Source organism: Calditrichia bacterium (assembly GCA_020634975.1).
Lineage (GTDB): Bacteria > Calditrichota > Calditrichia > RBG-13-44-9 > J075 > JACKAQ01.
Map to the genome: position 1 here is coordinate 43,572 of JACKAQ010000006.1, position 26,585 is coordinate 70,156.

Consider the following 26,585-nt stretch of genomic DNA (forward strand, 5'->3'; position numbering starts at 1 on the left):
CGGGTGGACTACTAAACATTCGGGATGCATAAGTTGCAGTTTTTCAACGATTTGCGATACTCAATTTCTCACCAAATTTGCATAAATGCCGGAAACAGCGAAAGGCGATTTTTCGATGACGAATTCAGCCAATCCCCAACTTGACGAACTCATCAGAACATTAAAAGAGCGTGCCAAAGAACTCAATTGTTTGTATGTGATTGAAGAAATTCTGGACAATCCGGATAAGGATATCTCTCTGATGTTTTGCAAAATTTGCGAAGCAATTCCGCCCGGCTGGCAATACCCGGATATTTGTCGGGCGATCATCACCTACAATGGTGAACAGCACCAGTGCGATGATTTTGAACTTACCGAATGGGTGCAGCACGCCAATATTGTTATGCATGATGAAACGGTCGGGAAAATCAGTGTGTATTATCTGGAAGATCGGCCGGTGGCGGATGAGGGACCATTTCTGAAAGAGGAGCGCAAACTGATCGGCACTATCGCCAACCGGTTGGGAATATTTTTATTGCACAATCGCCTCAAAAAAGTGTTTGAGGATGGTAAAACCAGCGCAAACAGTTCGCGGGCATCTTGGTGGGTGATTCTGGATTTGTTGCGGCGCACCGATCCGCGATTGCTGATGCGGATCACCCGTAAAATGACCAATTACATGGGTTGGCAAGGTGTTGAAGAAGCGGAGCAATTGCTCAGCCATTTTGGCGGCAGCGCCGGAGAATCAACCGCAGAGGATGACCCGAACCGTCCGCACGAAAAAAAATCGTTGCAGGGTTACGGCATTTGCGAGCAAGTGTTCGAAGTTGCCAGCAACAATCTCAACGAAGCGGAAATTTACAGCAACATCCAAAAATGGATTCAGGAGGACAAAACCGGTTTTTTGGTAAATATTCTGGAAAATTCCGGCTCAACGCTGGCGGAAATTGCCGATGCGCTGGAACGATTTGTTCACATGGGCACTGGCGAATCGGAACTGCCGCTTTCCCGCGAAAAAGGATTTCGCGTTTCGCTGATTCGCCGATTGCTGACCGATCAAACCGATTTTATCAAAATTGCCAAACATTTTGTCCAGACATCGGATTTTTATGAATTGCTCAACCGGGTGATTTATCCGGCGGGCAGTCACGGAAAACTGGGCGGCAAAGGCTCCGGGCTGCTGTTGGCGGGTCAAATTCTCAAAAAATTTGCCAAAGACAAACCGGAGTTTGAAAATATCAAAATCCCCAAAACATGGTATCTCACGTCCGATACCATTTTGAGCTTCATGAATTATAACAATCTGGAAGAAATTGTTGAGCAGAAATACAAAGAAATCGGGATCGTTCGGCTGGAGTACCCGTTCATTGTGCAACTGTTCAAAAATTCCCAGTTCCCGCCGGAAATTGTTCACGGATTATCGATGGCGCTGGAAGATTTGGGCGAAACACCGTTGATTGTCCGCAGCTCCAGCCTGCTGGAAGACCGGATGGGCACCGCGTTCGCGGGGAAATACAAAAGCTTGTTTATCGCCAATCAGGGCACAAAAGAGGAGCGATTGGCAGCACTACTGGACGCCATTGCAGAGGTGTATGCTTCAACCTTCAGCCCGGACCCGATCGAATACCGGATGGAACGGGAACTGCTGGATTATCACGAAGAAATGGGCATTTTGATTCAGGAAGTGGTGGGGCAAAAGATCGGCCCGTATTATCTGCCATCGTTTTCCGGAGTGGGATTCAGCCGGAACGAATACCGCTGGTCCAGCCGGATACAGCGCGACGACGGCGTTGTTCGCATTGTGCCGGGATTGGGCACTCGCGCTGTCGATCGCCTCAGCGATGATTATCCGATCATGCTGGCGCCCGGTCAGCCCGGATTGCGCGTCAACGTTTCGCTGGATGAAAAAATACGCTATTCACCCAAAAAAGTAGATGTGATTCATCTCGAACACAACCAGTTCGAGACGGTGGAACTCAGCCGGCTGCTCCGGGAATATGGTGAAGAATATCCGGCGATCGACCGGATTGTTTCCATCATGCGGAACGAGCGAATGGTGCTTTCATCCGCGTTGGGCATCGATTTCAAAAAAGATCATTCGGTTGTCACATTTGACGGATTGATTGAGCGAACCGGGTTCATCTCCCAAATTCACTCTGTATTGAAAACGTTGGAATCAACGCTGGAAACACCAATCGATATTGAATTTGCCAGCGATGGGAAAGACCTCTATCTTTTGCAATGCCGTGCACAAAGCTATACTTTGGAGAGCACGCCGGCAAGCATTCCGGTGGAAACGCCGCCGGAAAAAACCATTTTTACCGCCAAACGGTTTATCTCCAACGGAACGATTGTCAACAATACGCACATCGTTTATGTGGACCCGGCAGGATACAGCAGCCTCAAAAACCGGGCGGATTTGCTGGCCGTGGGGCGGGCTGTCGGCAAGCTGAACCAGATGCTGCCCAAACGCCAGTTTGTGCTGATGGGACCGGGACGCTGGGGCAGTCGCGGCGATATTACGCTGGGTGTAAGTGTCACATATTCAGATATTAACAACGCATCGATGCTCATCGAGATTGCCCGGCAAAAAGGCAATTACGTGCCGGATTTATCTTTTGGCACCCACTTTTTTCAGGATCTGGTAGAATCGTATATCCGCTATTTGCCGCTGTATCCGGATGATGACGGCAATATTTTCAACGAAACTTTTTTGAAAAATGCGGATAATATTTTGTCGGATTTGCTGAAGGATTTCGATCATTTAGCGGATGTCGTGAAAGTCATCGACATCCCGCAGGTAACCAACGGAATGAATTTGCATGTGCTGATGAATGGCGATTACAACAAAGCGATCGGATTGCTGGATGTGCCGGTTGTGGTGCCGGAAATGAAAGATGAGCGGTTTAAAAAACCGCAAACCAAAAGTCAGCCGGAAGAGTTCTGGCGCTGGCGCCAGCGAATGGCAGAACAAATTGCCAAAGAAATGGATGCAGAAGCGTTTGGCGTTGCCGGTTTGTATTTGTTTGGCAGTGTCAAAAATGCAACAGCAGGACCGGAAAGTGATATCGATCTGCTGGTTCATTTCCGGGGAACACCCCGCCAACGGCACATTTTGACGGCCTGGCTGCACGGTTGGAGTTTGTGTTTGGCGGAAATGAATTTTCTGCGAACGGGTCGCAAAAGCGACGGACTGCTGGACGTTCATATTGTTACCGATCAGGATATCGAAAAACGCACCAGTTGGGCGATCAAAATTAATGCGGTTACCGATGCGGCGATGCCGCTAAAACTGAATCCATAATTTTCAAATCAATTCGCGGGTAGCCGCGGCGGGATTGGCAGGATCGAAACGCACCAGCGCCAATTCTTCGCCATCGTGCGCGGCGGAAAGCATCACCGTTTGCCCGATCCGGTCTTTCCATTCGCCGGTGAGCCGGGCAGATTCGTGCACATGACCGTGCAGCGTGAGCAACGGCTGGCGCTGTTCGATCAGCCGCCGCACCGCGATGCTGCCGATATGCACATCCAGCGGCGCATAATCGATCATTTTGCCATCCAGCGCCGCGCGATCCAGTTTGGTTTGATACGGCGGTGTGTGAAATAAAAATATCGCGTTGGCGAGGTCGTCGTTATCGGTGAGCACTTCCAGATCATTTTTGATGGTTGCATATTTCAGCTCGTGCCGGGAAACCGGAACGGAATGAAAGCCTTCGTCGGGCGCGGTGCAGCCGGGATCGACAAATCGCGATACGTCATATCGTTCCCAATCCTTTAGCTGAAATGGCGATGGCGGTACACAGGAATATCCGTAAACTACGTAATCCTGAAATTTGATTTTTCGATTGTGACTGTATTGCCATGCGCCGCGACCGGCGGCGTCCAAAATAGCCGCTTCTTCCATCCGGCCGTCATCGTTCCCCAAAATCAGAAAAACGCCGGGAAATTTTTCACCCATCTGCGATTTTAATTTCAAAAATCCGCTGGCGAGCACTTTGTTCACAAAATCTTCGTGAAAAAAATCCGGTGAGGCCAGCGCCATCATGCCGGACGGCAACAAATCGCCACCCAAAAAAACAGCATGCGGCTGCTCATTGGCAATGGCTGCAAACAATTTTTGGTATTGTGCATAAACGCCGTGAAGATCGGCGACAAAAAAGCAGGTTGTGTGCTTGCCCGTTTCCATTGCCCAAAATTACGGGCACACACTGTTAAAAACAATATCATAAAATTGCTGTAATTTTGGTTCAATTTCGCAATTGATATATCACCGGCTAAAAAAATCTTGTCAATGTCGGGCGAATCGCATAACTTAATAACTTCAAATATCGTCGATTTTTTTTAAGCTGCCAGCGTTATTCTTCTGTTCATTTACCGGTTGTCCAAAATCCACAAATTATGAAATATTGATAGATCGTTCGAAACCGTAACCCAATCATTCATCAAATCATTAATGGAGGTTCTGATGAAAAAAATGCTGACAGCACTGTTGCTGCTGTTTTGTTCATCTGTAATGTTTGCCCAAACAACCGCCAGCGGATGGGAAATTACCAACAAAATCGCAGCCGGTGATTCGCTGTGGGGCGGGTGGGATTTAATTGTGGATCTGGATTTGGATAACGATGGCAACATGGAATTTATCATCAGTCGCGATCCCAGCATTTCCGGTTTTTTATCGAATCGCAGTGCCGGACAGATTGTGGATTATTACGAAAGTACCGGCGATAACCAGTTTGAGCTGCGCTGGACATTTCAGGCACCGATTTTAAACAACGCCGGCAATGTGTACACCGCGATAACGATGGGCGATTTGGATGGCGATTTAATGCCCGAGCTGTATTTCGGTACGCCGCTGGCGATTTCGGACAGCCCGCCAAATCCGCGCGGATTGTATGTGTTCGAATTTGACGGCACCAATTTTCCGGCAACGCCATCGGAAACCTGGAATTTCGGGCGACCGGATAACCACGAATTCAAGGTTTCCGGAATGGCGGCTGGCGATGTGGACGGTGACGGCGAAGACGAGCTGGTTGTGCAATCGCGGGGTGATGATGGCGATCCCGGCGGTGGCGGCGGCAGAACCATGATGGTTGTGAACTCCGGCGGCGTTGATATCGGCATCGGGCTTGGCGCATTTTCAATCGAATTCGAAAATTCAATCAATCATACCGGTGGCGTGGTTTACGATCCGCGCATCGTCGATTTCGATAACGACGGACTCGGCGAAATCTGGGTGTTCACCTGGGATTTTTTCAGTCTGGCAATTTACGAATCGCCATCGGCAAATAATTACGCCCTGCAGGTAGATCTTAATCAGGTGTTCGCGCCGGACGATTTCGGGCATAGACGCGGTATGCGCTTTTTTGATGTAAACGGCGATGGTAACCTGGAATTTTACACCGCCGGTATTCAGCCGGACAATGGACCGAACGGCTATATTTTTTACATTGGCAGCACATCGGATGTCGCCAGCCTTACGCCCGGTGATGTTGTAAAATTGGGCGGAAAAGACCTGCCCGCCGATGGCTCCGCCGTTGGCGATCTGGATGGCGATGGGTTGATGGATTTCCTGTTTGCCGGACGCGCACCGGGAAATGACGACGCAACCTGGATTCATCGGATGGAATACAGCGGAACCGGCGCACCGGATGACTCTGCAAGTTATGAATGGTCAACACTTTACGAAAGCGATTCCCCGTTTGCGGATCTGAGAAATGTGGCTATCACGGATTTGGATAGCGACAATAAAACCGAGGTGTTGATCACCCGGATGAACACGCTGCAGGATACGGTTCCGGTTTTGGTCGTTTTGGAAAATACAGCCACCGGTTTGTCGCAAAATCCCGGAAGCACAGTGATTGAAAACTATGTGTTGCGGCAGAATTACCCCAACCCGTTTAACCCGCAAACAACGATAGAATTTGATATCAAAACCGCTGCGGAAGTAAACCTGACAGTTTACAATGCCACCGGCGAACGTGTTGCAGAGCTGGTCAATCGCCAATTGCCGGCAGGCAGCTATACCGCGACATTTGACGGCAAAAACCTGAGCAGCGGCGTTTATTTTTACAGCTTGCGAACCGGTGATTTTGTCGCAACGCGCAGTATGGTATTGCTTAAATAGATACACTTGTTTATATTTTTTCAAACGAGCGGAAATGTAGATATCCGCTCGTTTGATTTGTCGGATGTTGATGTAATTCCTCTGATCTGTATATGGTAATTGTTATATTTCACTCCCCCGATTTTACGAAAACATGGTTGTCTTTTTCATCACTTCGCACGTTATTTAGCGATTTGAAAGTTTTTGAGATTCAAAGTTATTCTGTAGCGTGATTTTACTCAACCAACAAGTGTGATTGTGTGTAATCACACAGATTTGTTCCAAAAACATAAGAATTGTGTCATTTATTCATTGGCCTGATTTTTGAACTTCTTTCAAGCCTTTGATTATTTTAGTAGTTTAATGATAATTTAGCGATGTGATTGGAGAGTAGAAATGCACGTCCCACATGAAAGAGCTGTGTACCTTTTTATCTGGCTGATCATCCTTTTTTTGACAGTTTTCGGTTATTCTCAAACGGACTCCACGCTGGCCAACAGCTATTTTGCCAATGGCGAAAACTTGAATCATAAAAATGCATACGATAGCGCCGCGGTTGAATTCAGAACAGCCGGAAAACTATATGAAACTATTGCAAATTCAACCGGAAATGAAAAATTCTGGATAAAAGCTATTGACAGTTATTTGAGTGCGGCCAATAGCTTGCAAAATATTAGTGAATATGACACCTGCAAATATTTGATCGAAAAATCGTTGGCAATTGGACGAAATCATATTGGAGAGAACAATTTAGTAGTTGGAAAATGCTACTACCATAAAGCACTGATTAATAAAGATTTAGGCAATTATAGAGATGCCGATAAAGAACTGGATATTTCCGGTACAATATATAAATCGTTGCCGGATGTTCCTGTTAAAACCTGGGGTTCCTGGAATAACCTTAAAGGTGTGATAAAATATTACTTAACTGAATTCGATTTGGCGATCCCTTTTTATGAAAAAGCATTGGAATGTTATGCTGATCCTGCAAATCCTGATAGTATTAGAATCGCGAATGTGTATAGCAATTTTGGATTGGTCTACTATAAAAAATTCGAGTTTGACGAATCGATTCGGTTTCAACAAAAAGCGTTGAATATCCGGAGGGAATTGTTTGGCGAGAATGATATTTCCATTGGATTTAGCTATAACAATTTGGGCATTGTATATCAATCAAACGGTGATTTTGATAAAGCATTGCATTATCATCAAATGGCGCTGGATATCTTGATTGCCCATATCGGGGATAACAACATCGACGCTGCTGGGTTGTTATACAATATTGCATTGGATGAGTACGAATTAAAAAAATATGAAGATGCCTTGAAAAATGCGCAACGGTCGGTAAATCTCCGAAAAGCTTTTTTGGGGAACGATCATCCGGATATTGCATGGTCATATGTCCTGATCGGTACCACTCTGGATCAGTTAGGCCAGCCTGATGCCGCGATTGATACATTGAATCATGCGATCAGAATTTTTCAAAAATCAATTGGGAAAAGAAATGAGTTCGTAGCATATGCATACTCCCGGTTGGCAAAAATTTATAACAATCAAAACGCGTATGTTAGCGCATTGGAAACGATCCAAAAAGGGATGGATTCTCACAGAAAAGATGATCGGGTAACTCATTATTTAACAAATCCCTCTGACGATGAATTACCGATAAATGGGAATCTGATTCAATTGTTATGTGCGAAAACAATTACGTTAATGGCACTTATCAATAATGGAAACGATGCAAATAAACCAACTGATAAATTGTTGGAATTGGCGTTTGAAACCGCGAATATAACAATCAAAAAATTCAATGAATTTGTGTACCTGAATAGCGATGACCAAAATAGCATAACCGAACTCGATCAGTTTTTTAATTTATATCCTGCCGGAATAAATGCCGGATTGGAACTCTATCGGAAAACCGGAAATCAACAATACCTGATAGAATCCTACAATTTTATTAAACAGAGTAAATACATATCTCTGCGAAAAATGTTGGAAGAATCAAAAGCCAGACGTTTTGCAGGCATCCCGGATTCATTGCTTCTAGTTGAGAAAAATCTCCGCCGGAGTTTGGTAAAAACCCGGTTGGAGATTGATGAATTAACGCTCGAAGAAAAATCCGAAGTAAATAACACCCAACTGACTGAGCTGCAAAACCGGTTGTTTGCACTCAACTTGGATCACCGGAACCTGATCAATTCGTTTAAAAATAAATATCCCAAATATTATCAACTGATCTCACCTGAGTCGGACGTTCCATTAACTGAATTACAGTCCCAATTGAGTGATGATGAGGCGGTCATCGATTATTTTTATTACGATAAGACGTTGTTTGCGGCAGTCATCACAGCTAATGATATTCAGATAAATAAACAGACCATCGATGATACATTTGACGAAACCATCGACAAACATTTTAATGCATTAAAACATATTGATTTTGAAGATTACCGAAACACCGGTACAGCGTTATACAATACCTTGGTGTATCCGTTGAAAAATCAATTAACCGGCATTCGTAAACTGATTATAATTCCCGGCGGAAAGCTGCATTATATACCGTTTGAATCGTTGTTAACAAATTCTGCAGTCGACAATGGTTTTAGTGAATTGCCGTATTTGTTACGGGATTACCAGATTTCATATCATTATCATTCATCCCTGATTAAGCGAAATAAAACGGTATCAGGATTTACACAACCAGTTGATTTTGTTGGGTTTGCGCCGGTATTTACCGATGGGGAGGATATTCAGGCAAGTTCAATCATCAAATCATCCATATTTGAATATCTGAAAGGTTTACTGGATTACAGATCGGTAACTGTTGATGGCAAATCCTTCGTTGGGTTGCCCTATAGTGCAATTGAAATCCGGAAAATCCATCAACTTTTTGTTGATCAAAAGCTAAAAACAACCATATTTTTAAATAACGAAAGCACAGAAGCCCAGTTTGTATCGATTGCCCGCCAGGCAAATATCATACACATTGCCACGCATGGATTAATTAACGCCAACAATCCATCGCTTTCCGGTTTACTGTTTTATGATGTCACCGATACGACATCAATCGATGATGGTATTTTTCGCTCTGATGAGGCGTTCAATCTAAATTTGAATGCCGATTTATTGGTTATGAGCAGTTGCGAAAGCGGTATAGGCAAGCTGAAAAAAGGGGAGGGCATGATTGCACTAACGCGTGGGTTTTTGTATGCCGGTGCCCGGAATATTATCCACTCACTCTGGAAAGTAAATGATAAACATACCAGTGAATTGATGGTGGAATTATACAACAACATATTGAACGGACAAGATTATGGCGAAGCGTTGCACAATGCCAAACTGAAACTGATTGCCGGAGAAAGAACCGCATTTCCGGCATCGTGGAGCAGTTTTGTGCTTATCGGTCGGTGAACTGAAAGGGGTGAAAAGTATAACAACTAACGCTCCCAAATAATAAAATATAAATAGCAGCTAAAATTGAACCGAAGTTTCGCAAATTACTATTTGAATTGATAGTTATTTTTCACTATATTTTTCGGCGTTATATATAAGATTTATTATAGAAACACCGAATTGTAAAATCTTAATTTTGAATAAAAACTACAGCCGGGTCTCTCCTTAAAACCTCCTCCTAAATTATTTTAAATAAGCCCGGCTGTTGTATTTTTTTGTTCAGACGTATCACAGCCCCGGAAACTCATTCTCCTCATCCTCATTTAGTTTTTAAGCCCATATTTAACCAAATAAATAAGTGGTTAGCCATCTATCAACTTTGTGATAATCACCGAAATTTCACGTGCTGAATGTACTATTCATCAATTTTTCTTATCATTGCGTTCACAAAAAAGTTGCAATAAATTGATTTAATCACTTAAGCATTTGGCACTCAACACGAAAGGATTTCGAAAGAGGTTTTTTGATGGTTTTGGCTCTGTTTTCAATGCGAAAAATGACAAAAATTACAGCCGGGTCCCACCCCTGTAACGCCCTCCTAGATTATTTTAAATGAGCCCGGCTGTAACTTTTTTTGGTAAACATAATAATTGCTTTTTTTAGTTGTTTGCAGAGTTGCTTCCGACCATAAACGATATCAGCTTTTTTTGTTGACTACTTTTTCAATGTTTACCGATCTGATGGCTTGTTGGACATCGTTAAGTGTTCCCATTTCCACGTCATTTTCAGCAATAATATTTACTACCGTTTCACTATCGATATTTAGTGATTTCAGGGTGGTTGCCAACGCGCTCAAGGTCACATTTTCATCGTTGATCTGGATTGTCTGGTCGGCCTTTATGGTGATCGTTATGCTTTCGATCGCAGATGAATGGCTTTGCTGCTCGCAGCTAAGAATTGCAATCGCGGCAGCAATTGTTACCAAAACATAAATTAACCGCTTCATGAGTTGCCCCTTTACATTTGTTGATTATTGGAATTTGTGAGAAATTTTAAAGATTGGTTAAAAGATATTGGTTTTGGCGATCCTGGTCAAGATTTTTTTTCGCAGGTTGGGCAATAAAAGAGTGTCAGGGTGTAAAAAAACCACGATTACATATTTTTGTTTTTGATATGTGTCGGTTTGCCATCGAGACTTTGCTGGTTGCTTTTGAGCCAATATGCTTTTATGCCCTCATCGCCCTTTTTGGCAGCCCAATTACTGAGCTGATCGCGGTTACCCGCATAATCGAAATAGGGAACACCGGTGCCGCAGGATGCCTGCACCAATTCAACAGCCAGATCAAATATCTGCCGCGCGCCGGGAAGCGGAGAGAAAAGCGAGATCAGTACATTCCATTCGGGATCATTGCGGTGAATAGCTTTGGCAGTGCCATACAGCCGCAAAATGAGCGGTGCACCTTCAAATGCCACGAACATCAACGTCATCCGCGGGTGTTCCTGCACATGTGCGGCCGTTTCGTTGCCGCTGCCGGTCACGTTCAGCCAAATCACCCGTTTATTGTCGATCACTCGCAGCGAGTCCATCCCTTTTGGCGAGATGTTTACCCGGCTGTCCGCCGTTGCTGTGCCGACAAAAAATATATTTTGTGATTCGATGAATGTAATCTGCTTTTCACTGAGTTCGGTGGTTCGATTACCCATGCTTTCTCCTTTAATAAGGATTCTGATTTACAGAAAATACACCTTAACACTTCCCAACTCATTCAATTGGATAACAGCGTTGTCACTGTTTTTCAAATGGCTATCTGATGAAATACTGATGAAAGCTTGTTCGGCCGTGGCACTGATATGCGTAAATTTCACAATCGCGATTCTACCGCTGCCAAAAATATCCTGCGGATTGTTCTGTTTCCATTGTCGGATGAAATTGTCTTGCAGGAAAACAAATTATAAATAATTGAATATTGGGAATCAATGGTTGAGATTTTTTGTTTTGTAACTGCGAATCATCAAATTTTGGTCAATCTCGCATGGCTAAACCGATTGCGAGAATCGGCGATGCATCTATTGCGTAACCTTCCAGAAATCCGGTGGATTTGTAACCCATTTCGATGACGGCAGAAAACGGTACAGCGCTGTTTTTCAAATGATAATATCCCCGCACAGAAAATGCGCCACCCAACCCGCCGCCTTTTTTAACCGAAGGATTGATACCGAATGCCAAATCCGGTTGCTGCCAGATGTTGCCATAAAAATTGATTGACCATTGTGGTGATTCAATCATATTTTGCACCGATACGCCAACACCTCCCCATGTGTTATCCAGCGATTGATCACCATAGCTCAGGTCGAGCAGCGCAACCTTGCGGTTGAAGCGCAGATAGTTTTCAAAATGATATTCGATGCCAAACGGCGTCAGTCCGCTGCGGAAAGCGGGCAAATAGCCCACTTTTCCGATGCTGATAACGGGCATGCTGTTGCTGCGATTACCATCCCAAAAATAGGTTTTCAAGATGGTAAAAACCGAATAGTAAAAGAATGGATTTATTACATTTAGCAGCATTCTTGATTTCAGGTCTTTTACGGTCAGCGGCAGGTGTTGCAGATCGGTGTGTCCGGCGTTTGCGTTGATAATTCGCACGTATGCGCGTAAATCGTTGTCGGTTGAACCGTTTGTCAAATCTTCGTCTGTTTTCTGGATATAGTCCATCATAATTTGCTGTGCCCAATAGTATTGGGACGCTTCGCGATAATTGATCTCATTGTTTGCCATCCAGCGCATCTGCAAATTTTTCCAGATCAGCGGGTGCACCTCAACGCCGCCCTGCCAGATGGAGAGCAACTCCTGTTGGCTAATTTCCACTGACTCGTAATTGCTTGCCTCACCGCCGCCATTGCCGTAGGGCGGGGGCATGTCGAACGCATAAAAGATGTTGTTCATATCTAGCTCGCGATATCGCGCACCGTGTCCGAAAAATTCGTGCGCCAGTACCACAGAAAAATAATCCGCCGGCAAATCGATGAGCGCATATTTTGCCAATCTGCCGGCAATCCCGCCGGTTTTTCCGGCAACGGAATGTTCCGCAAACCATTTCGTTTTGATGAAATGATCTTCCGCTGCCGCCAATCCGTTGAGTATCGAAACGGTATTTTCTGCACCGATCCGCATGGTCATGCCGGGATCGATCATCACCGGGAAATATGTGTTAACTGTCGAATTGGTTTGATTTACAGAATCAATTTTCGATTGAAATAGTGTTTGGGAAACCGCAAAAGATGTGAGAACAATTGAAACTACAACGGTAAAAATGCATGCTTTCATGATATTCCCGATTCGTTTTTGAGAAACTCTATATATGTGTAAACGACCGTTTTTGTCGAAGCTGCATTCTTATCCGCTTACAGTAGCGTGGTTTAAGTTATCAATGTAAATGAATCCGGACAACGAATATTTGCAATTGGATAGGCTGCGAAGGCAGTAAATGCGAGGTGGGTAAATTACACACCAAAAATATCTGTTTGGGAATATTTTTTTTCGGAAAAATATCGTTTTTTTCAGCTGAAATTTTGGGTGGGGTAATTCATTCTTTTGATGCAGTATAATTTTTCGCTGGTATGCTGCAAGCTTCGGCAAGTGTGCTGCCATTTTTCATCGGTGCGCCAATAATTTTCATGGCTGTGTTGACGAATTGTGCTACTGAGCTGTCGTATATCGCTGCTGTACCGAACATTTCTGGCGGTGTGCTATACTTTTCCGGAGGTGTGTTGTAATTTTTTGGGGCTGTGCTGTCGTTTTTCGCTGCTGTGCCGTGTTTTTTCCGGTGGTGTGCATCAATTTTCGGGTGGTGTCCCGGTTGTTTCGGCTAAAAAGCGCAGATTGTGGGCGGTTCGTAAACCGCCGCTACAATCGATTTAATATTCACAACAAAACACTCTCGTGACCTCCGCGCTTTTGCGGCTAATTCGCTCTGTTTTCCGCAACATCCAGAATTGCGTCAACGTGATCGCGGAGCAGCAGCCGTTGTTGCACCGCAAAATCCGGGGCGATGTTGAACTGCCGCCGGGTCATTTCGCGGATGGCTTTAACCCAATCGTCAACTGAAAAGCTGTTGACGATCATCCCCTCATTTTCGGAAACAATCGCTTTCGCGCCAACCATGTGCGAGAGCAACACGGGTGTGCCGCACATGATCGCCTCGGATACAATTTGCCCGAACGGTTCGTACGTCGCCGGTAAAATGAGCGCATCAGCAGAGGCGAACAATTCCTCCGCTTTTTTGGCGTAGCCGATGTATCGCATGTTTTCCGGCATCGCCATTTTCAGCGGTGTGCCCGCCAAAATGAACTCCACCGGTTCATTTTTCAACTGCGAAAACGCATCGATCAGCAGCGGCAAGCCTTTACGGCGATGGCTCGCGGAAACCAGCAAAAAACTGAATTTATCTTTAGCAAAGCCGTAGGTTTCGCGGAATTCAGCTTTCCGGGATTTTAGTTGACTATGGAATCGTTGGTTGTCGGTGGGGGGATGGAGCACGCGGATTTTTTCCGGCGCAATGCCGAAGAGTTGCACCACTTCATCTTTCATCATCTGCGAACAGGCCAGCAGCGTTTGCGCAGATGAAAAACATTTTTGTTCAACGGAAATAACCAGCCGGTCGAGCAGTTTGGTGCGTCGCTGAACCGCTTTTAAATATCCGGGGTGGTTGCCGGGAACCAGCAATGCGTCCACCCCGGAAATTTGTATCAATGCCAGCACAAAATCGAATTGCTCGCGCTGTAAAATCGACTGCACCGCACGGTCGTAATACCAGATGCGGATGGGTTTGGGCACACGTTTCATCGAACACCGGATCACCCGAACGCCATCGGGCAATTGCTCGTTGTGCTCAATTTTGGAAACGATCACGGTCACTTCGTGCCCGCGGGCAGTCAGTTCGTCGATGTATGAAAACAACCGCGTTTCCAGTCCGCCCACCCGTTTCAGCCGGGTGTGAATCAGCGCAATTCGCATTCGCGCTATTTCTCATCCATAAACGGATAACGCCAGTTGGTCGGCGGCACAAACGTTTCTTTGATTGTGCGTGCGGTCATCCAGCGGAGCAGGTTCATGGCGCTGCCGGCTTTGTCGTTGGTGCCGGATGCGCGGCCGCCGCCAAACGGCTGCTGCCCGACCACTGCGCCGGTGGGTTTGTCGTTGATGTAAAAATTGCCCGCCGTGTTGCGCAGTGCGTTGCTCATTTTCACGATTGCGGCGCGATCCTGTGCGAAAACGGCGCCGGTGAGCGCATACATCGAGCAGGTGTCGCACAATTCCAGTGCTTCGTCGAGCTTGTTATCGTCGTAAACAAAAATGGTCAACACCGGTCCGAAAATTTCTTCCTGCATGGTTTTGAAATTCGGGTTGGTGGTGACGATCGTGGTCGGTTCGATGAACCAGCCTTTGCTGTCGTCGTATCTGCCGCCGGTGAGGAATTCAGCGTCGTCCGATTTCGCAGCGTGATCGATATATTCGGTTATGCTTTTGAACGCGCCTTTGTCAATTACCGCTGCCATAAAATTGGTGAAATCTTCAGGATCGCCCATTTTAATCTGTTTGACTTCTGCGACATATTTTTCGCTGAATGTGCCCCATAGCGATTTCGGGACATACATCCGTGATGCAGCAGAGCATTTTTGCCCCTGATATTCGAACGCGCCGCGAACCGCAGCGATGACCAACGCATCCACATTGGCGGACGGATGCGCGAAAATGAAGTCTTTTCCGCCGGTTTCACCGACGATGCGCGGATAGTATTTCATGTTGTGAATGTTGTCGCCAACGGTTTTCCACATGTCCTGAAAAACGCCGGTGGAGCCGGTAAAGTGGATGCCCGCCAGATCCGGGCTGGCCATCACCGGGTTTCCGACCTGAGCGCCGGAGCCGGGCACAAAGTTGATGACGCCTGCGGGAACGCCGGCTTCTTCCAGCATTTTCATGATGTAATATGCGGAAAGCACCGCGCTGGATGCCGGTTTCCACAGCGAAACGCAGCCAACCATTGCCGGAGCAGTCGGTAAATTACCGCCGATCGAGGTAAAATTGAATGGGGTTATCGCGAACACAAATCCTTCCAATGCACGGTATTCCATGCGATTCCAGATTCCTGCGCTGGATTCCGGCTGATCGCCCATCAGTTGCGCCATGTAATGGGCGTTGAATCGCCAAAAGTCGATGAGTTCGCAAGCGGCATCAATTTCCGCCTGAAATACGGTTTTGGATTGATTGAGCATAGTTGCTGCGTTCAGCGTGTCGCGCCACGGTCCGGCGAGCAATTCCGCTGCTTTCAGGAATACGGATGCGCGGTGTTCCCACGGCATTTCCGACCATGTTTTGCGGGCTTTTTGCGAAGCCTCAATTGCCATTTGAACTTCTTTTTCGCCGGCTTTGTGATACACGCCGAGTTTCAGTGAGTGATCGTGCGGGCAGCGCAACTCGGCAGTGTTGCCGGTGCGGATTTCTTTTCCGCCGATGATCAACGGGATGTCGTGCTGTATTTGGCGCATCTCCGCAATTTTCCGTTTTAACGATGCTTTTTCCGGCGATCCGGGCGCGTAGGATTTGATCGGCTCGTTCACCGGTTTTGGTACTCTAAAATAGGCGTTGGACATGTTGCAGCCTCCGTCTTCAGTTGTTGATTGTATGTTTGGACCTCAATTTTAAGCCTCGAAATTTTAGACCTTTTCGAAGAATAGTCAAGTGAATTCACAGAAAGCGCTGCCGCTATGTTGCATTTTCTGCAAATCTGGCGTATGCAAAGTTTTAATCCGGTTAAGCTTGCCATATGTCATTGCAAAAAACCTTAATTCCGCATATATTTTCACGTCGCCAAATTATCGTTAAAAAAACCGTTAAATCGGAGAAAAAATGTCCGGCAAAGTTTTTTTTGCAGTGCTGAATCTGGGATTGGGACACGCCACCCGCAGTTTGCCGATCATCCGTGAATTTGTTCGCCGGAAATGGGAAGTGCTCATCGGCAGCAACGGGCGGGCACTGGCGTTGCTCAAAAATGAGGTGCCGGAAGCCCAGTTTGTGGAAACACCGTCGTATGAATTGACATACGCCAAAAATGATTCGACCAGTTTTGCACTGTTTCTGCAATCGCCCAAATTTTTGCGAGGCATTCGCGATGAACATGCTTTTTGCGAATATATTGTATCGCGTTTTCAGCCGAACCTAATTATCAGCGACCAATGTTACGGCATTCATCATCGTCGGGTGATTTCGTTTCTGATCAGCCACCAGATTTATTTTGAAATGCCCTCAGGTTTCGGCGTTGCCCGGAAAACCGTGGGGCGATTCAACCGCCATTATTACGAAAAATTCAGCAAAATTATCATCCCCGATTTCCCGGATGGCGACGGCGGCTTGCTCAGCGGCAGGCTCAGCGAAGTGCCGGATATGCGCCATAAATATGTGTTCGCCGGATTATTTTCCAGCGTACGGAAAACGGAAGTGCCATTGGAAATTGATGTGCTCGTCAGCATTTCCGGACCGGAACCGCAGCGCACTATTTTCGAAGAAAAGGTATTGCGGGAAGTTGAGCGCATTCCCGGCAAAAAAGTGGTGCTGCTCGGCAAAAGCGAATCTCAGGAAGTGCTAACCGACCGCGACGATTTGAAGGTATATTCCCATATGCCGCGCGAAAAAATGGCGGATTTAATGAACAAATCCGGTTTAATCGTATCGCGATCCGGCTATTCCACGTTGATGGAACTGGTGGAATTGGGCAAACCCGCTCTTTTTGTGCCAACGCCAGGACAAACGGAACAAATTTATCTGTCCAAACGAATGCAGGAAAAACGCTGGTTTTATTCGGTACCGCAAAAGGAATTATCGCTACGGCGCGATGTGGAAATCGCCCGCGATTACGCCGGATTGTTCAAACCGAAAGTTACCCAATGGACAATCAATCGATTGTTCGATAAAGTTTTCCGGCTGAATGCGCCGCAAGAAGTTGTGCATTCCCGGTAAATGTGAGAAACTTTTTTGACCGCTGCTCCATACAACAAAGCATCGGAATTTAACCAACTGGCAGTACGAATGATCTTTGCGCAACACTATTTAAAAAGTTGCGCCTATTTGCTGATGTTCGGCTCTTTGATATGTGCTTGCGCACCAAAATCGATAGAAGAACCTCGACCGTCAGCATTGGCGTTGCTTTCACTTGCGGAGTATGAAATCCGGCTGGAAAACTATGCCGCAGCGATTCCGCACCTCGATTCTGCATTGGCGATAAATCCAAAATTAGCAAATCTTTACGTGCTGAAAAGTGAGGTGTTGGAAAAAACCGGCGATTACAATTCGGCGATAGCGTCGCTCGAAAAATATCTGGAATATCGCAGCAATCATCCGCCCATTTGGAAGCGAATTGCCCAACTGCACATCCGTGCCGGTCGCTATGAGCAAGCGCATATTTTTTTCAAACGCTATTTGGTGGCCAATCCGGATTCGGTAAATACCTATCTGGATCTTGCTGAAACGAATTACCAAATGGGTGAATATCAAACCGCGCTGAATTATTTGCTGGATTACCGGAACCGGATTGCGCAGCCCGCCGCAGCATATTGGCGGTTACAGGGTTTTTCGCTGTTCAAGATAAAAGAATTTGATGCCGCCATTGCGGCGATAAACCGCTACATCGCCATGACAAAACCGGAGCCAGAAGCCATCAAGTTTTTGGGAATGGCCAAATTCGAAACCGGATTGCAGGAAGAAGCGATGACGTTGCTGAACAGCAATAATGTCGATTTATCAAAAGATGCCGAAGTGTATGTATACCGGGCAAAATATTTTTCGCTGCGTAACAAAAACGAGGCAGCTCGCGAACAGTTAAATTACGCAATTCAATTGGATGGTGAATGTAAAGCAGCCTGGTTTGAGCGTGCGGTTCTCGAATATAAATCGCAACAATTTGCGGCAAGCCAACGTTCTTTTGAGCGATTGCTGCAAATCGATCCGGAATTTTGGGAGGCGTATCGCTATTTGGGATTTATCGCGGAAAAGCAGTCGGATATGGAAACCGCCGGATCACATTATCGAACTTATATGAAACACACAGAGAATGATACAGTTGTCAGCGCCCGAATGGACGCATTGAAGCGCCGCCTGGATAAATAACCCAACCGGTATTATTAACAGAGGAAACCGATGAGAAATTTTCAAATGATTATTGTTGCGGTGTGTTGCATGGCTGCAATCCAATTGTGGGCAGCGCCGGACAGCACCAATTTTGGGCAGGTGACGCTTCAGGTGAATGATGCACCGGCGCAAACGTTTCGCGCCAAAAGCAGTAAATTGTATCGCAATGTGGCAATCGAATTTCAGGATGTGCTGCAAGTGCAATCCAAATCTGAGAATCATCAATATTATTACGCACAATTTTCCGAAGGCGAATCATCCGTTTTGCATTTGATCATCGAATCTGATTCACTGCCTTCGGATAAAATGGTACCTGCTAATTACGATATTTACATCGATTTAGGAAAAAATTTTGCGGGAACGGTAGATTTGGCAACCCGGGATTCGGCAGTTTTTGTGTTTCCGAACGGCAAATTTCCGGAAAATGAAATGTATTCCAGCAACCAATCCGGCACAATTTCCATCGACGATACCGAGCAGGCATATGGCGTCAGCGGTGCGTTTAACACCACATTCAATTTTCCATCGATGAATGCTGCGGGAACGGACACTTACAAATTGCAGGGCGAATTGGTAATCCCAAATCAAAACCTGATCACCGGCGGCAAAACCGGTTTTCTCAAACCGGGAATGAAACGCGGGCAATATACCCGTAACATTTTGATTGCAGTGGGTTTAGCTGCTGCAATTACGGCACTTGTATTTATACCACAATAATGAACACCATCTGGCAACGCATCATTTTTCATGTGGATATGGACGCCTTTTTTGCAGCGGTTGAGCAATTGCTCAACCCGTCGCTGCGCGGGAAACCGGTAATTATCGGGGCGGATCCCCAAAAAGGGAAGGGGAGGGGCGTTGTTTCCACTGCATCGTACGAAGCGCGGGTTTTTGGCGTGCATTCCGCAATGCCGATAACCCGGGCGTGGCAATTGTGCCCGCATGGTATTTATGTGAAACCCAACGGCAAGCTCTACGGCGATTATTCCCGGCGGATATTTTCCATTCTGGAAACGTTCTCTCCAAAACTGCAAAAAATCAGTGTCGATGAAGCATTCATGGACATGACCGGGCACGCCTCTTTTCGCGGAAAAAAACCGGATACCGAACAAATTCGAGCATTGGCAAATCAGGTAAAATCAGCGATTTACGACAACACAAAACTGCGCGCGTCAATTGGCGTTGCGGCGACCAAAAGCATCGCCAAAATTGCCTCGGATTTTCAAAAACCGGATGGATTGACCATCGTCGAGCCCGGAAAAGAACACGAATTTCTTGATCCGTTGCCAGTGCAACGCATTTGGGGAGTTGGCAAAAAATCGCTGATTTCGCTGGAAAAAATAGGCATTCACACCATCGGGCATTTGCGGCAATATCCGGCAGATGCGCTCACCAAAAAATTCGGCAAAATGGGCGACCATTTGCACAGAATGGCCAACGGCATCGACGAACGCGAGGTGCATGACCGCGATCCGGTGAAATCGGTCAGCCACGAAACGACATTTTTTGAAGATCAAACCGATCGCGAATTTTTGATCAGCACCTTACTAAAGCTTTCCGAAAAAGTCAGTACACGATTGCGGGAACAGCAGTTGCGCGGCAAAACGGTTCAGCTCAAACTGCGGTTTTCCGATTTTTCAACCTTTACGCGTGCCAAAACCATGCAGCAATCCACTCATTTAACCGGCGATATTTTTGCGATCGCCAAATCGCTTTTTGAGGATTTTAACGACGATCGCCCGGTGCGATTAATTGGCGTCGGCGTCAGCCATTTGGTCAGCGAGGAAGGATTGCAGTTGTCGTTGTGGGATCAGGATCAGCAACGAAAAGAGAAGCTGGAAAAAATAATGGATTCATTGCAGGCGAAATTCGGCAAATCTGCGCTAACGCACGCACAAACGTTATCTGCAAAGAAAAATAAATCCGGCAAAAACAAATCTTGATTACAGTAGTATTTAATAGTGAAAAATCCGGATTTACCAAACCGATTCTGTGAGTTATGGCGGAATGACGGGGTAAATTTTTTCTTTTTTTATCGCAGCGCAGCTAATCGCGCCGACAATTTACGACAGTTGAACATCGAAAGGGATCAGGACGTTTTGATGGCGTATCGAGAAAAAAACATGAATTTCTGGTGGTATCAGGCACCACCGGTAATCATTGCAATTTGCATATTTATTTTATCATCATTTTCAAAATTACCCACGATGGAGTTGACCTTCAAATGGCACGATAAAGTAGCGCATGCCATCGCTTACGGTACATTTGCATTCTTTATCGCGCGGGCGTTTTATTACCAAAACCGTTTCCCCGGTTGGCGACGAAATATGGTGATTTTGGCTATCGTTATCGCCACAGTGTACGGGGCGCTGGATGAGTTTCATCAATCCTTTGTTCCCGGCAGAATGGTTGATTTTTGGGACGGCGTTGCCGATGCTGTAGGAGCGACAATCGGCGCATTTTTCTTTCGCTGGGTGTTGACGCGGCGCTGGCTCCCGGCACTCTGATCGCAGCAACGATTTTTTTTTGCTGTTTGAGAAAGCAGCGACAGCGATTATTTTAATACGCTGCGCAAGCTCGTTGCACCAAATTAACATTCAGGACAAGTTGACATCAGGACAACAGGCCTGATCTTCGGGAGGGGAAGAACTGGGATGGGTAATCTCCCATCTGCGGATCGTCATACTGGATCAGGAGAAATTATGATTGAAACCAAAGCAAAAAATGTAAAATTGAAATCGATAACGCTGACGCGTGAACAAATTATCCGGGATTACCGGGTTGCCTACCAAAGCCGCCAGGCCAGCCTGATCGGGCGCCGCGAAGTTATGGGCGGGAAAGCCAAATTCGGGATTTTCGGCGATGGCAAAGAGGTTGCTCAAGTGGCAATGTCGCATGCATTTAACAAAGGCGACATTCGTTCCGGATACTATCGCGATCAAACCGTGATGTTTGCGTTAGGCGTGCACAGCATTCAGGAATTTTTTGCCCAATTATACGCACATGCAGATGTGGAAGCCGAACCCTTCAGCGCCGGACGACAGATGAATTCGCACATCGCGACACGCATGCTGGACGACAACGGGCGCTGGAAAAATCTCACCGAAATGTATCAGTCTTCTGCCGATCTATCGCCGACCGGTGCGCAAATGCCCCGGCTGGTTGGATTGGGTTATGCCTCAAAATTATATCGTGAAATTCAGGAATTACAACAGTTTACCCAGTTTTCAAAAAATGGGAACGAAGTTGCATTTGGCACCATCGGCAACGCCAGCTGCGCGGAAGGTATGTTTTGGGAATCCGTAAATGCCATCGGTGTTTTGAAGGTGCCGGTTGTCCTCTCTATTTGGGATGACGGCTACGGCATTTCTGTGCCGAATGAAATTCAGATCACCAAATCTAACGTCGGTGAAGTGCTGCGCGGATTTCAGCGTGAGCCCGGTTCAACCGACGGATTCGATATTTATGTAGTGAAAGGCTGGGATTATCCGGCGTTGATCGACACCTTTCAGAAAGCGACGGAAATTGCCCGCCGCGATCACATTCCGGCAATTTTGCATGTGACAGAAGTGACTCAACCGCAGGGGCATTCCACCTCCGGCAGCCACGAACGCTACAAATCCCGCGAAAGGTTGCAGTGGGAACGCGATTTCGATTGTCTGGTGAAAATGCGGGAATGGATGCTCGCTGAAGGCTTTGTCACAGAATCCGAAATCGATGCGATGGAATCCGAAGACCGTCAACTGGTCGAAGATTACCGCACACAGGCGTGGGAAGCGTTTCAATCGCCGATACGCAAAGAGATTGCTGCGGTAACCGATATGTTCCGGAAAATGGCTGAACAATCCGCGCATGCATCGAAATTGCAAAGCCTGGCATCGCAACTGGAGAGCAAGCAAATTTTGCTGCGTCGCGATATTTTTGTGGCAGTGCATCAGGCATTGCGACTTACCCGGAGCGAAAATTCTGCAATCCGGGAAAAATTACTGGCGTGGAAACACAGTCACTACGATGAAAACGCCAAAGAATACGAAACACATTTATATAGCGAATCAACTGAATCGCCATTGAATGTCACAGAAATTGCGCCAAAATACGGCCCCAATTCTCGCCGCGTAATGGGTTTTGAATTGTTGAACACCTTTTTCGATGCTGCGCTGGAACGCGATCCCCGGTTGGTCGCCTTCGGCGAAGATGTCGGATATCTCGGTGATGTGAACCAGGGATTCAAAGGTTTGCAGGGTAAATATGGTGAATTCCGGGTGTCGGATACCGGTATTCGCGAATGCACAATTATCGGGCAGGCGATCGGTCTGGCGATGCGCGGACTGCGCCCCATCGCCGAAATTCAGTATCTCGATTATCTGATGTATGCTTTGCAAATTATGTCCGACGATTTGGCAACGTTGCACTGGCGCACCAAAGGCGGGCAAAAAGCACCGGTTATCGTGCGGACACGCGGTCACCGGCTGGAAGGCATATGGCACGCAGGTTCACAGCTTGGCGGCATTTTGCACCTCGTTCGCGGTATGCATGTGATCGTTCCGCGAAACATGACCCAGGCAGCCGGGTTTTACAATACCTTGCTAAAATCTGACGATCCGGCAATCGTTATCGAAGTGCTGAACGCCTACCGCATCCGGGAAAAATTGCCGGAAAATATTGCAGAAATGACCATTCCATTGGGCGTTCCGGAAATTATCCGGGAAGGGAAAGATGTAACCATCGTAACGTATGGCGCGTGTTGCCGAATCGTTTACGATGCCTCAGAATTGCTGGCAGAAAACGGCATCAGCGCAGAAGTTATCGATGTTCGCACATTGCTGCCATTCGACCGGTTCGGCGTCATTGGCAAATCGCTTCAAAAAACCAACCGCATTGTATTTATCGACGAAGATGTGCCCGGCGGCGCAACCGCATACATGTTGCAGCAAGTGCTGGAAAAGCAAAACGGATACAGCTTGCTCGATTCTCCGCCGTTGACGATTACCGCAAAAGCGCATCGCCCGGCATTTGGATCAGACGGTGATTACTGGTCCAAACCGAACACCGAAGATGTGTTCGATGCCGTTTATCGGCTCGTCCACGAATCAGATCCGGGGCGGTTACCCCTCTTTTTTTAGCAGATTCCAACAAAAAAATAAGCGCGCAATTTCTTTTCCCAGATTGCGCGTTTTGACATTAAATAGATCAAAACATGATCAAAATCATTTTCGCTTGTGATTTGAATCATGGTTTTATAACTTTATTGCCGTTATGGGAATGATTTCACAATAATTTATCGTGTTTTCGTAAAGATTTTTATTTGTGGAATATGATTTTATTTCTATATTCGGCAGCTAAGTCAAACATTTTTGCAACGCGAAAAGCTGTAACGTCTCAATTCCGTAAGCAGGAAGGATTTTCAGATGTATTTGTTCAAAAAAACTGATGTAAAACAAGAATTTTCTCACTTAAAAACCGGTTTTTGGGCTCTGGCGTTATTGCTGATTTTCAGTTTAACAGCCAGCGCAGACACAGATCCTGCAAATGTTCCGATTGGTGTAAATGAACATTTGGGTAAAACAATCAACATGAATTATTCATTTGTCGATGAACATGGTGACACGGTTACCATCGCTGAATTGGTTGACAAACCTACCGTATTTTCCTTTGTGTATTATACATGCCCGGGAATCTGTTCGCCGTTGTTGAGTGGTTTACAGGAGTCGCTGAACTCAGTGAAATTAGAACCGGGACGCGATTTTAAGGTCATTACAATCAGTATCAACGAAGATGAAGACCATATTTTAGCGCAGGAAAAGAAAAACAATTATTTCCAACGGTTCGATCGGGAATTTCCGGAAGATCAGTGGCACTGGCTTACCGGTGATCTTGAGAACATCAACGGCATTACATCGGAAGTTGGGTTTGCGTTCGAACGCAGGGGCGATGATTTTGCACATTCAGCTGCACTGGTTGTTGTTTCGAAAGACGGTAAAATTGCCCGCTATCTTCACGGTGTCGATTTTAATCCGTTTGACCTGAAAATGGCATTGCTGGAAGCCGGCGAAGGTAGAACCGGGCCGACCATTGCAAAGGTGATCAAGTTTTGTTTCAGCTACGATCCCGAAGGCAGAAAATATTATTTCAATTTTTTAAGGGTGACAGGAAGTATCACGTTACTTTTTGCCACCGTGTTTTTTGTAATGTTAATTGTCAAATCAAAATCTAAACGTGCGGAAGGATAATACGTATGGCAAGTGTTACGTATTCGGATGTTCAGCATAAGGAGCCGAACTACCTCGAATACAAAGGTAAGCACAGTGGCATTTTCGGATGGATTTTATCCACCGACCACAAACGCATCGGTATATTGTACTTGATTGGCGTTTTGGCTGCTTTCCTTACGGCTATTGTATTCGGATTTTTAATGCGTTTTGAGCAACTCACCATCGGTGAAACGATTATGAGTGCTCGGATGTACAACACGGTTTTTACCATGCACGGCGTTTTCATGATTTTTCTGGTGATCATTCCGGGTATTCCGGCGACACTGGGTAACTTCATGCTACCGTTGCAATTAGGAGCAAAAGACGTTCAGTTTCCACGATTGAATTTGCTGTCGTGGTGGCTTTATGTCATTGGCGCAACAGTTGTTTTGGCTGCACTGTTCACCGCCGGCGGCCTGCCGGATACCGGATGGACATTTTACGCGCCATACAACACTGCAACGACAACAAATGTTCCATTGGCAGTTACCGGCGTGTTTATTCTAGGATTTTCCTCTATCCTGACCGGCTTGAACTTTGTGACTACAATGCATCAGATGCGCGCACCGGGAATGACGTTTTTCCGGATGCCGTTGTTTTGCTGGAGCTTGTATGCAACCGGATGGATTCAGATTTTGGCAACACCGATTTTGGGTATTACCGCATTGCTGGTTTTGGTTGAGAGAACCCTGAATATCGGCGTGTTTAATCCGGCTTTGGGCGGTGATCCCATTTTATATCAGCACTTGTTCTGGATTTATTCGCACCCTGCCGTTTACATTATGATTTTACCGGGAATGGGCGTCATTTCCGAAATTCTTCCCACTTTTGCACGCCGCACGATTTTCGGTTACAAAGCGATTGCATATTCAAGCCTCGCTATTGCGTTAGCCGGCTCGCTGGTTTGGGGACACCATATGTTTACCAGCGGTCAAAGTTTTACTGCAAACTTTATCTTTTCGTTATTGACCTTCCTCGTCGGGATACCGACTGCCATAAAAGTATTGAACTGGGTTGCCACGCTTTACAAAGGATCGATTCACGTTGAACCGCCGCTATTGTTTGCCGTTTCGTTTATTATCCTGTTTTCCATTGGCGGTTTTACCGGTCTGATGCAGGGAATCTTGGATCTGGATATTCACCTGCATGATACCTACTTTGTTGTTGCCCACTTTCATTATGTTATGTTTGGCGGAACGATTATGGCATTGTTTGCCGGTTTGCATTACTGGACGCCGAAAATGTTTGGAAGAATGTATAACAAAGGTTGGGCTAACTTCTCGTGGGGAGTTCAGTTTATCGGGTTTAACATGTTGTATTTTACCATGTTAGTGATGGGTTATGAAGGCATGCCCCGTCGATATTACGATCACCTCGAGCAGTTTCATGATGCCCACGTGCTTGCCACAGTTGGTTCATGGGTACTCATTTCAGGTATTCTGATTATGTTTATCAACCTTTTCCACGGGATGCTGAAAGGTGAAGCTGCACCGAGCAATCCATGGAACGGAACAACGCTGGAATGGACAGCCGTTGACGGACTTCCCCCGCTGGAAAATTTTGATGAAATTCCGGTAGTGACCGGTGGACCGTACGATCACAATACGAAAGCGGAGGTAGCATAATGAGTAGTCATGCACAAGTTGCCGGCGCACACGGCCACGAACATGGGCAT

The 26,585-nt window shown here is 46.2% G+C and carries 18 protein-coding genes; 11 read left to right on the plus strand and 7 right to left on the minus strand.

The window, feature by feature from the left end; genetic code table 11:
* Window positions 1-115: 115 nt before the first annotated feature.
* Entirely contained in the window at window positions 116-3,283 is a 3,168-nt protein-coding gene (locus H6629_22520) for a nucleotidyltransferase domain-containing protein (GenBank protein ID MCB9070559.1), read from the plus strand.
* Window positions 3,284-3,286: 3 nt separating this feature from the next.
* Here the strand turns inward: H6629_22520 and H6629_22525 are convergent, their stop codons facing one another.
* Window positions 3,287-4,165, minus strand: coding sequence for a metallophosphoesterase (locus H6629_22525; protein MCB9070560.1), 879 nt, complete (start codon window positions 4,163-4,165; stop codon window positions 3,287-3,289).
* A gap of 279 nt (window positions 4,166-4,444) precedes the next feature.
* Here H6629_22525 and H6629_22530 point away from each other — a divergent pair, with 279 nt between their 5' ends.
* A complete protein-coding gene (locus H6629_22530; GenBank protein ID MCB9070561.1) occupies window positions 4,445-6,103 on the plus strand; it encodes a T9SS type A sorting domain-containing protein in 1,659 nt (552 codons plus the stop codon).
* A gap of 501 nt (window positions 6,104-6,604) precedes the next feature.
* Window positions 6,605-9,496: a CHAT domain-containing protein gene (locus H6629_22535; GenBank protein ID MCB9070562.1), complete on the plus strand. Its 2,892-nt coding sequence runs from the start codon at window positions 6,605-6,607 to the stop codon at window positions 9,494-9,496.
* 679 nt (window positions 9,497-10,175) lie between these two features.
* Here the strand turns inward: H6629_22535 and H6629_22540 are convergent.
* From H6629_22540 to pruA, 6 genes are all read right to left on the minus strand, one after another.
* Window positions 10,176-10,484 (minus strand): biopolymer transporter ExbD, encoded by a 309-nt coding sequence (locus H6629_22540; protein ID MCB9070563.1) that lies wholly within the window; start codon window positions 10,482-10,484, stop codon window positions 10,176-10,178.
* A gap of 146 nt (window positions 10,485-10,630) precedes the next feature.
* On the minus strand, window positions 10,631-11,182 hold the full coding sequence (locus H6629_22545) for a pyridoxamine 5'-phosphate oxidase family protein (GenBank protein ID MCB9070564.1): 552 nt from the start codon (window positions 11,180-11,182) through the stop codon (window positions 10,631-10,633).
* Window positions 11,183-11,501: 319 nt separating this feature from the next.
* Window positions 11,502-12,803, minus strand: coding sequence for a hypothetical protein (locus H6629_22550; GenBank protein MCB9070565.1), 1,302 nt, complete (start codon window positions 12,801-12,803; stop codon window positions 11,502-11,504).
* 259 nt (window positions 12,804-13,062) lie between these two features.
* On the minus strand, window positions 13,063-13,212 hold the full coding sequence (locus H6629_22555; GenBank protein ID MCB9070566.1) for a hypothetical protein: 150 nt from the start codon (window positions 13,210-13,212) through the stop codon (window positions 13,063-13,065).
* A 227-nt stretch (window positions 13,213-13,439) separates the two neighbouring features.
* Window positions 13,440-14,492, minus strand: a complete 1,053-nt coding sequence (locus H6629_22560) for a glycosyltransferase family 4 protein (GenBank protein MCB9070567.1) — start codon at window positions 14,490-14,492, stop codon at window positions 13,440-13,442.
* Between the two features lie 5 nt (window positions 14,493-14,497).
* Window positions 14,498-16,129, minus strand: coding sequence for an L-glutamate gamma-semialdehyde dehydrogenase (pruA, locus tag H6629_22565; GenBank protein ID MCB9070568.1), 1,632 nt, complete (start codon window positions 16,127-16,129; stop codon window positions 14,498-14,500).
* Between the two features lie 256 nt (window positions 16,130-16,385).
* On the opposite strand from pruA, the gene H6629_22570 reads away from it, so the two are divergent.
* The 8 genes from H6629_22570 to H6629_22605 all read left to right on the plus strand — a co-directional run bounded on the left by H6629_22570 (window position 16,386) and on the right by H6629_22605 (window position 26,535).
* Window positions 16,386-17,492 carry a hypothetical protein gene (locus tag H6629_22570; GenBank protein ID MCB9070569.1) on the plus strand — a complete coding sequence of 369 codons (1,107 nt, stop codon included), beginning with the start codon at window positions 16,386-16,388 and terminating at the stop codon, window positions 17,490-17,492.
* A 15-nt stretch (window positions 17,493-17,507) separates the two neighbouring features.
* Window positions 17,508-18,638: a tetratricopeptide repeat protein gene (locus H6629_22575; GenBank protein ID MCB9070570.1), complete on the plus strand. Its 1,131-nt coding sequence runs from the start codon at window positions 17,508-17,510 to the stop codon at window positions 18,636-18,638.
* A 30-nt stretch (window positions 18,639-18,668) separates the two neighbouring features.
* Window positions 18,669-19,376, plus strand: a complete 708-nt coding sequence (locus H6629_22580) for a hypothetical protein (protein MCB9070571.1) — start codon at window positions 18,669-18,671, stop codon at window positions 19,374-19,376.
* On the plus strand, window positions 19,376-20,602 hold the full coding sequence (locus H6629_22585) for a DNA polymerase IV (protein ID MCB9070572.1): 1,227 nt from the start codon (window positions 19,376-19,378) through the stop codon (window positions 20,600-20,602). The genes H6629_22580 and H6629_22585 overlap by 1 nt, the downstream gene beginning before the upstream one ends.
* Before the next feature lie 18 nt (window positions 20,603-20,620).
* Window positions 20,621-21,166, plus strand: coding sequence for a VanZ family protein (gene vanZ / locus H6629_22590; protein ID MCB9070573.1), 546 nt, complete (start codon window positions 20,621-20,623; stop codon window positions 21,164-21,166).
* Between the two features lie 195 nt (window positions 21,167-21,361).
* On the plus strand, window positions 21,362-23,782 hold the full coding sequence (locus tag H6629_22595) for a transketolase (GenBank protein ID MCB9070574.1): 2,421 nt from the start codon (window positions 21,362-21,364) through the stop codon (window positions 23,780-23,782).
* Window positions 23,783-24,067: 285 nt separating this feature from the next.
* On the plus strand, window positions 24,068-24,889 hold the full coding sequence (locus tag H6629_22600; protein ID MCB9070575.1) for an SCO family protein: 822 nt from the start codon (window positions 24,068-24,070) through the stop codon (window positions 24,887-24,889).
* Window positions 24,890-24,894: 5 nt separating this feature from the next.
* On the plus strand, window positions 24,895-26,535 hold the full coding sequence (locus tag H6629_22605; GenBank protein ID MCB9070576.1) for a cbb3-type cytochrome c oxidase subunit I: 1,641 nt from the start codon (window positions 24,895-24,897) through the stop codon (window positions 26,533-26,535).
* Window positions 26,536-26,585 lie beyond the last annotated feature (50 nt).

What these genes read in the sequence shown, in the direction of transcription:
- H6629_22520 (MCB9070559.1), top strand. Translation starts at nt 116, where the DNA reads ATGACGAATTCAGCCAATCCCCAACTTGACGAACTCATCAGAACATTA.
- H6629_22525 (MCB9070560.1), bottom strand. Translation starts at nt 4,165, where the DNA reads ATGGAAACGGGCAAGCACACAACCTGCTTTTTTGTCGCCGATCTTCAC.
- H6629_22530 (MCB9070561.1), top strand. Translation starts at nt 4,445, where the DNA reads ATGAAAAAAATGCTGACAGCACTGTTGCTGCTGTTTTGTTCATCTGTA.
- H6629_22540 (MCB9070563.1), bottom strand. Translation starts at nt 10,484, where the DNA reads ATGAAGCGGTTAATTTATGTTTTGGTAACAATTGCTGCCGCGATTGCA.
- H6629_22545 (MCB9070564.1), bottom strand. Translation starts at nt 11,182, where the DNA reads ATGGGTAATCGAACCACCGAACTCAGTGAAAAGCAGATTACATTCATC.
- H6629_22550 (MCB9070565.1), bottom strand. Translation starts at nt 12,803, where the DNA reads ATGAAAGCATGCATTTTTACCGTTGTAGTTTCAATTGTTCTCACATCT.
- H6629_22555 (MCB9070566.1), bottom strand. Translation starts at nt 13,212, where the DNA reads ATGTTCGGTACAGCAGCGATATACGACAGCTCAGTAGCACAATTCGTC.
- H6629_22560 (MCB9070567.1), bottom strand. Translation starts at nt 14,492, where the DNA reads ATGCGAATTGCGCTGATTCACACCCGGCTGAAACGGGTGGGCGGACTG.
- pruA (MCB9070568.1), bottom strand. Translation starts at nt 16,129, where the DNA reads ATGTCCAACGCCTATTTTAGAGTACCAAAACCGGTGAACGAGCCGATC.
- H6629_22570 (MCB9070569.1), top strand. Translation starts at nt 16,386, where the DNA reads ATGTCCGGCAAAGTTTTTTTTGCAGTGCTGAATCTGGGATTGGGACAC.
- H6629_22580 (MCB9070571.1), top strand. Translation starts at nt 18,669, where the DNA reads ATGAGAAATTTTCAAATGATTATTGTTGCGGTGTGTTGCATGGCTGCA.
- H6629_22585 (MCB9070572.1), top strand. Translation starts at nt 19,376, where the DNA reads ATGAACACCATCTGGCAACGCATCATTTTTCATGTGGATATGGACGCC.
- H6629_22595 (MCB9070574.1), top strand. Translation starts at nt 21,362, where the DNA reads ATGATTGAAACCAAAGCAAAAAATGTAAAATTGAAATCGATAACGCTG.
- H6629_22600 (MCB9070575.1), top strand. Translation starts at nt 24,068, where the DNA reads ATGTATTTGTTCAAAAAAACTGATGTAAAACAAGAATTTTCTCACTTA.
- H6629_22605 (MCB9070576.1), top strand. Translation starts at nt 24,895, where the DNA reads ATGGCAAGTGTTACGTATTCGGATGTTCAGCATAAGGAGCCGAACTAC.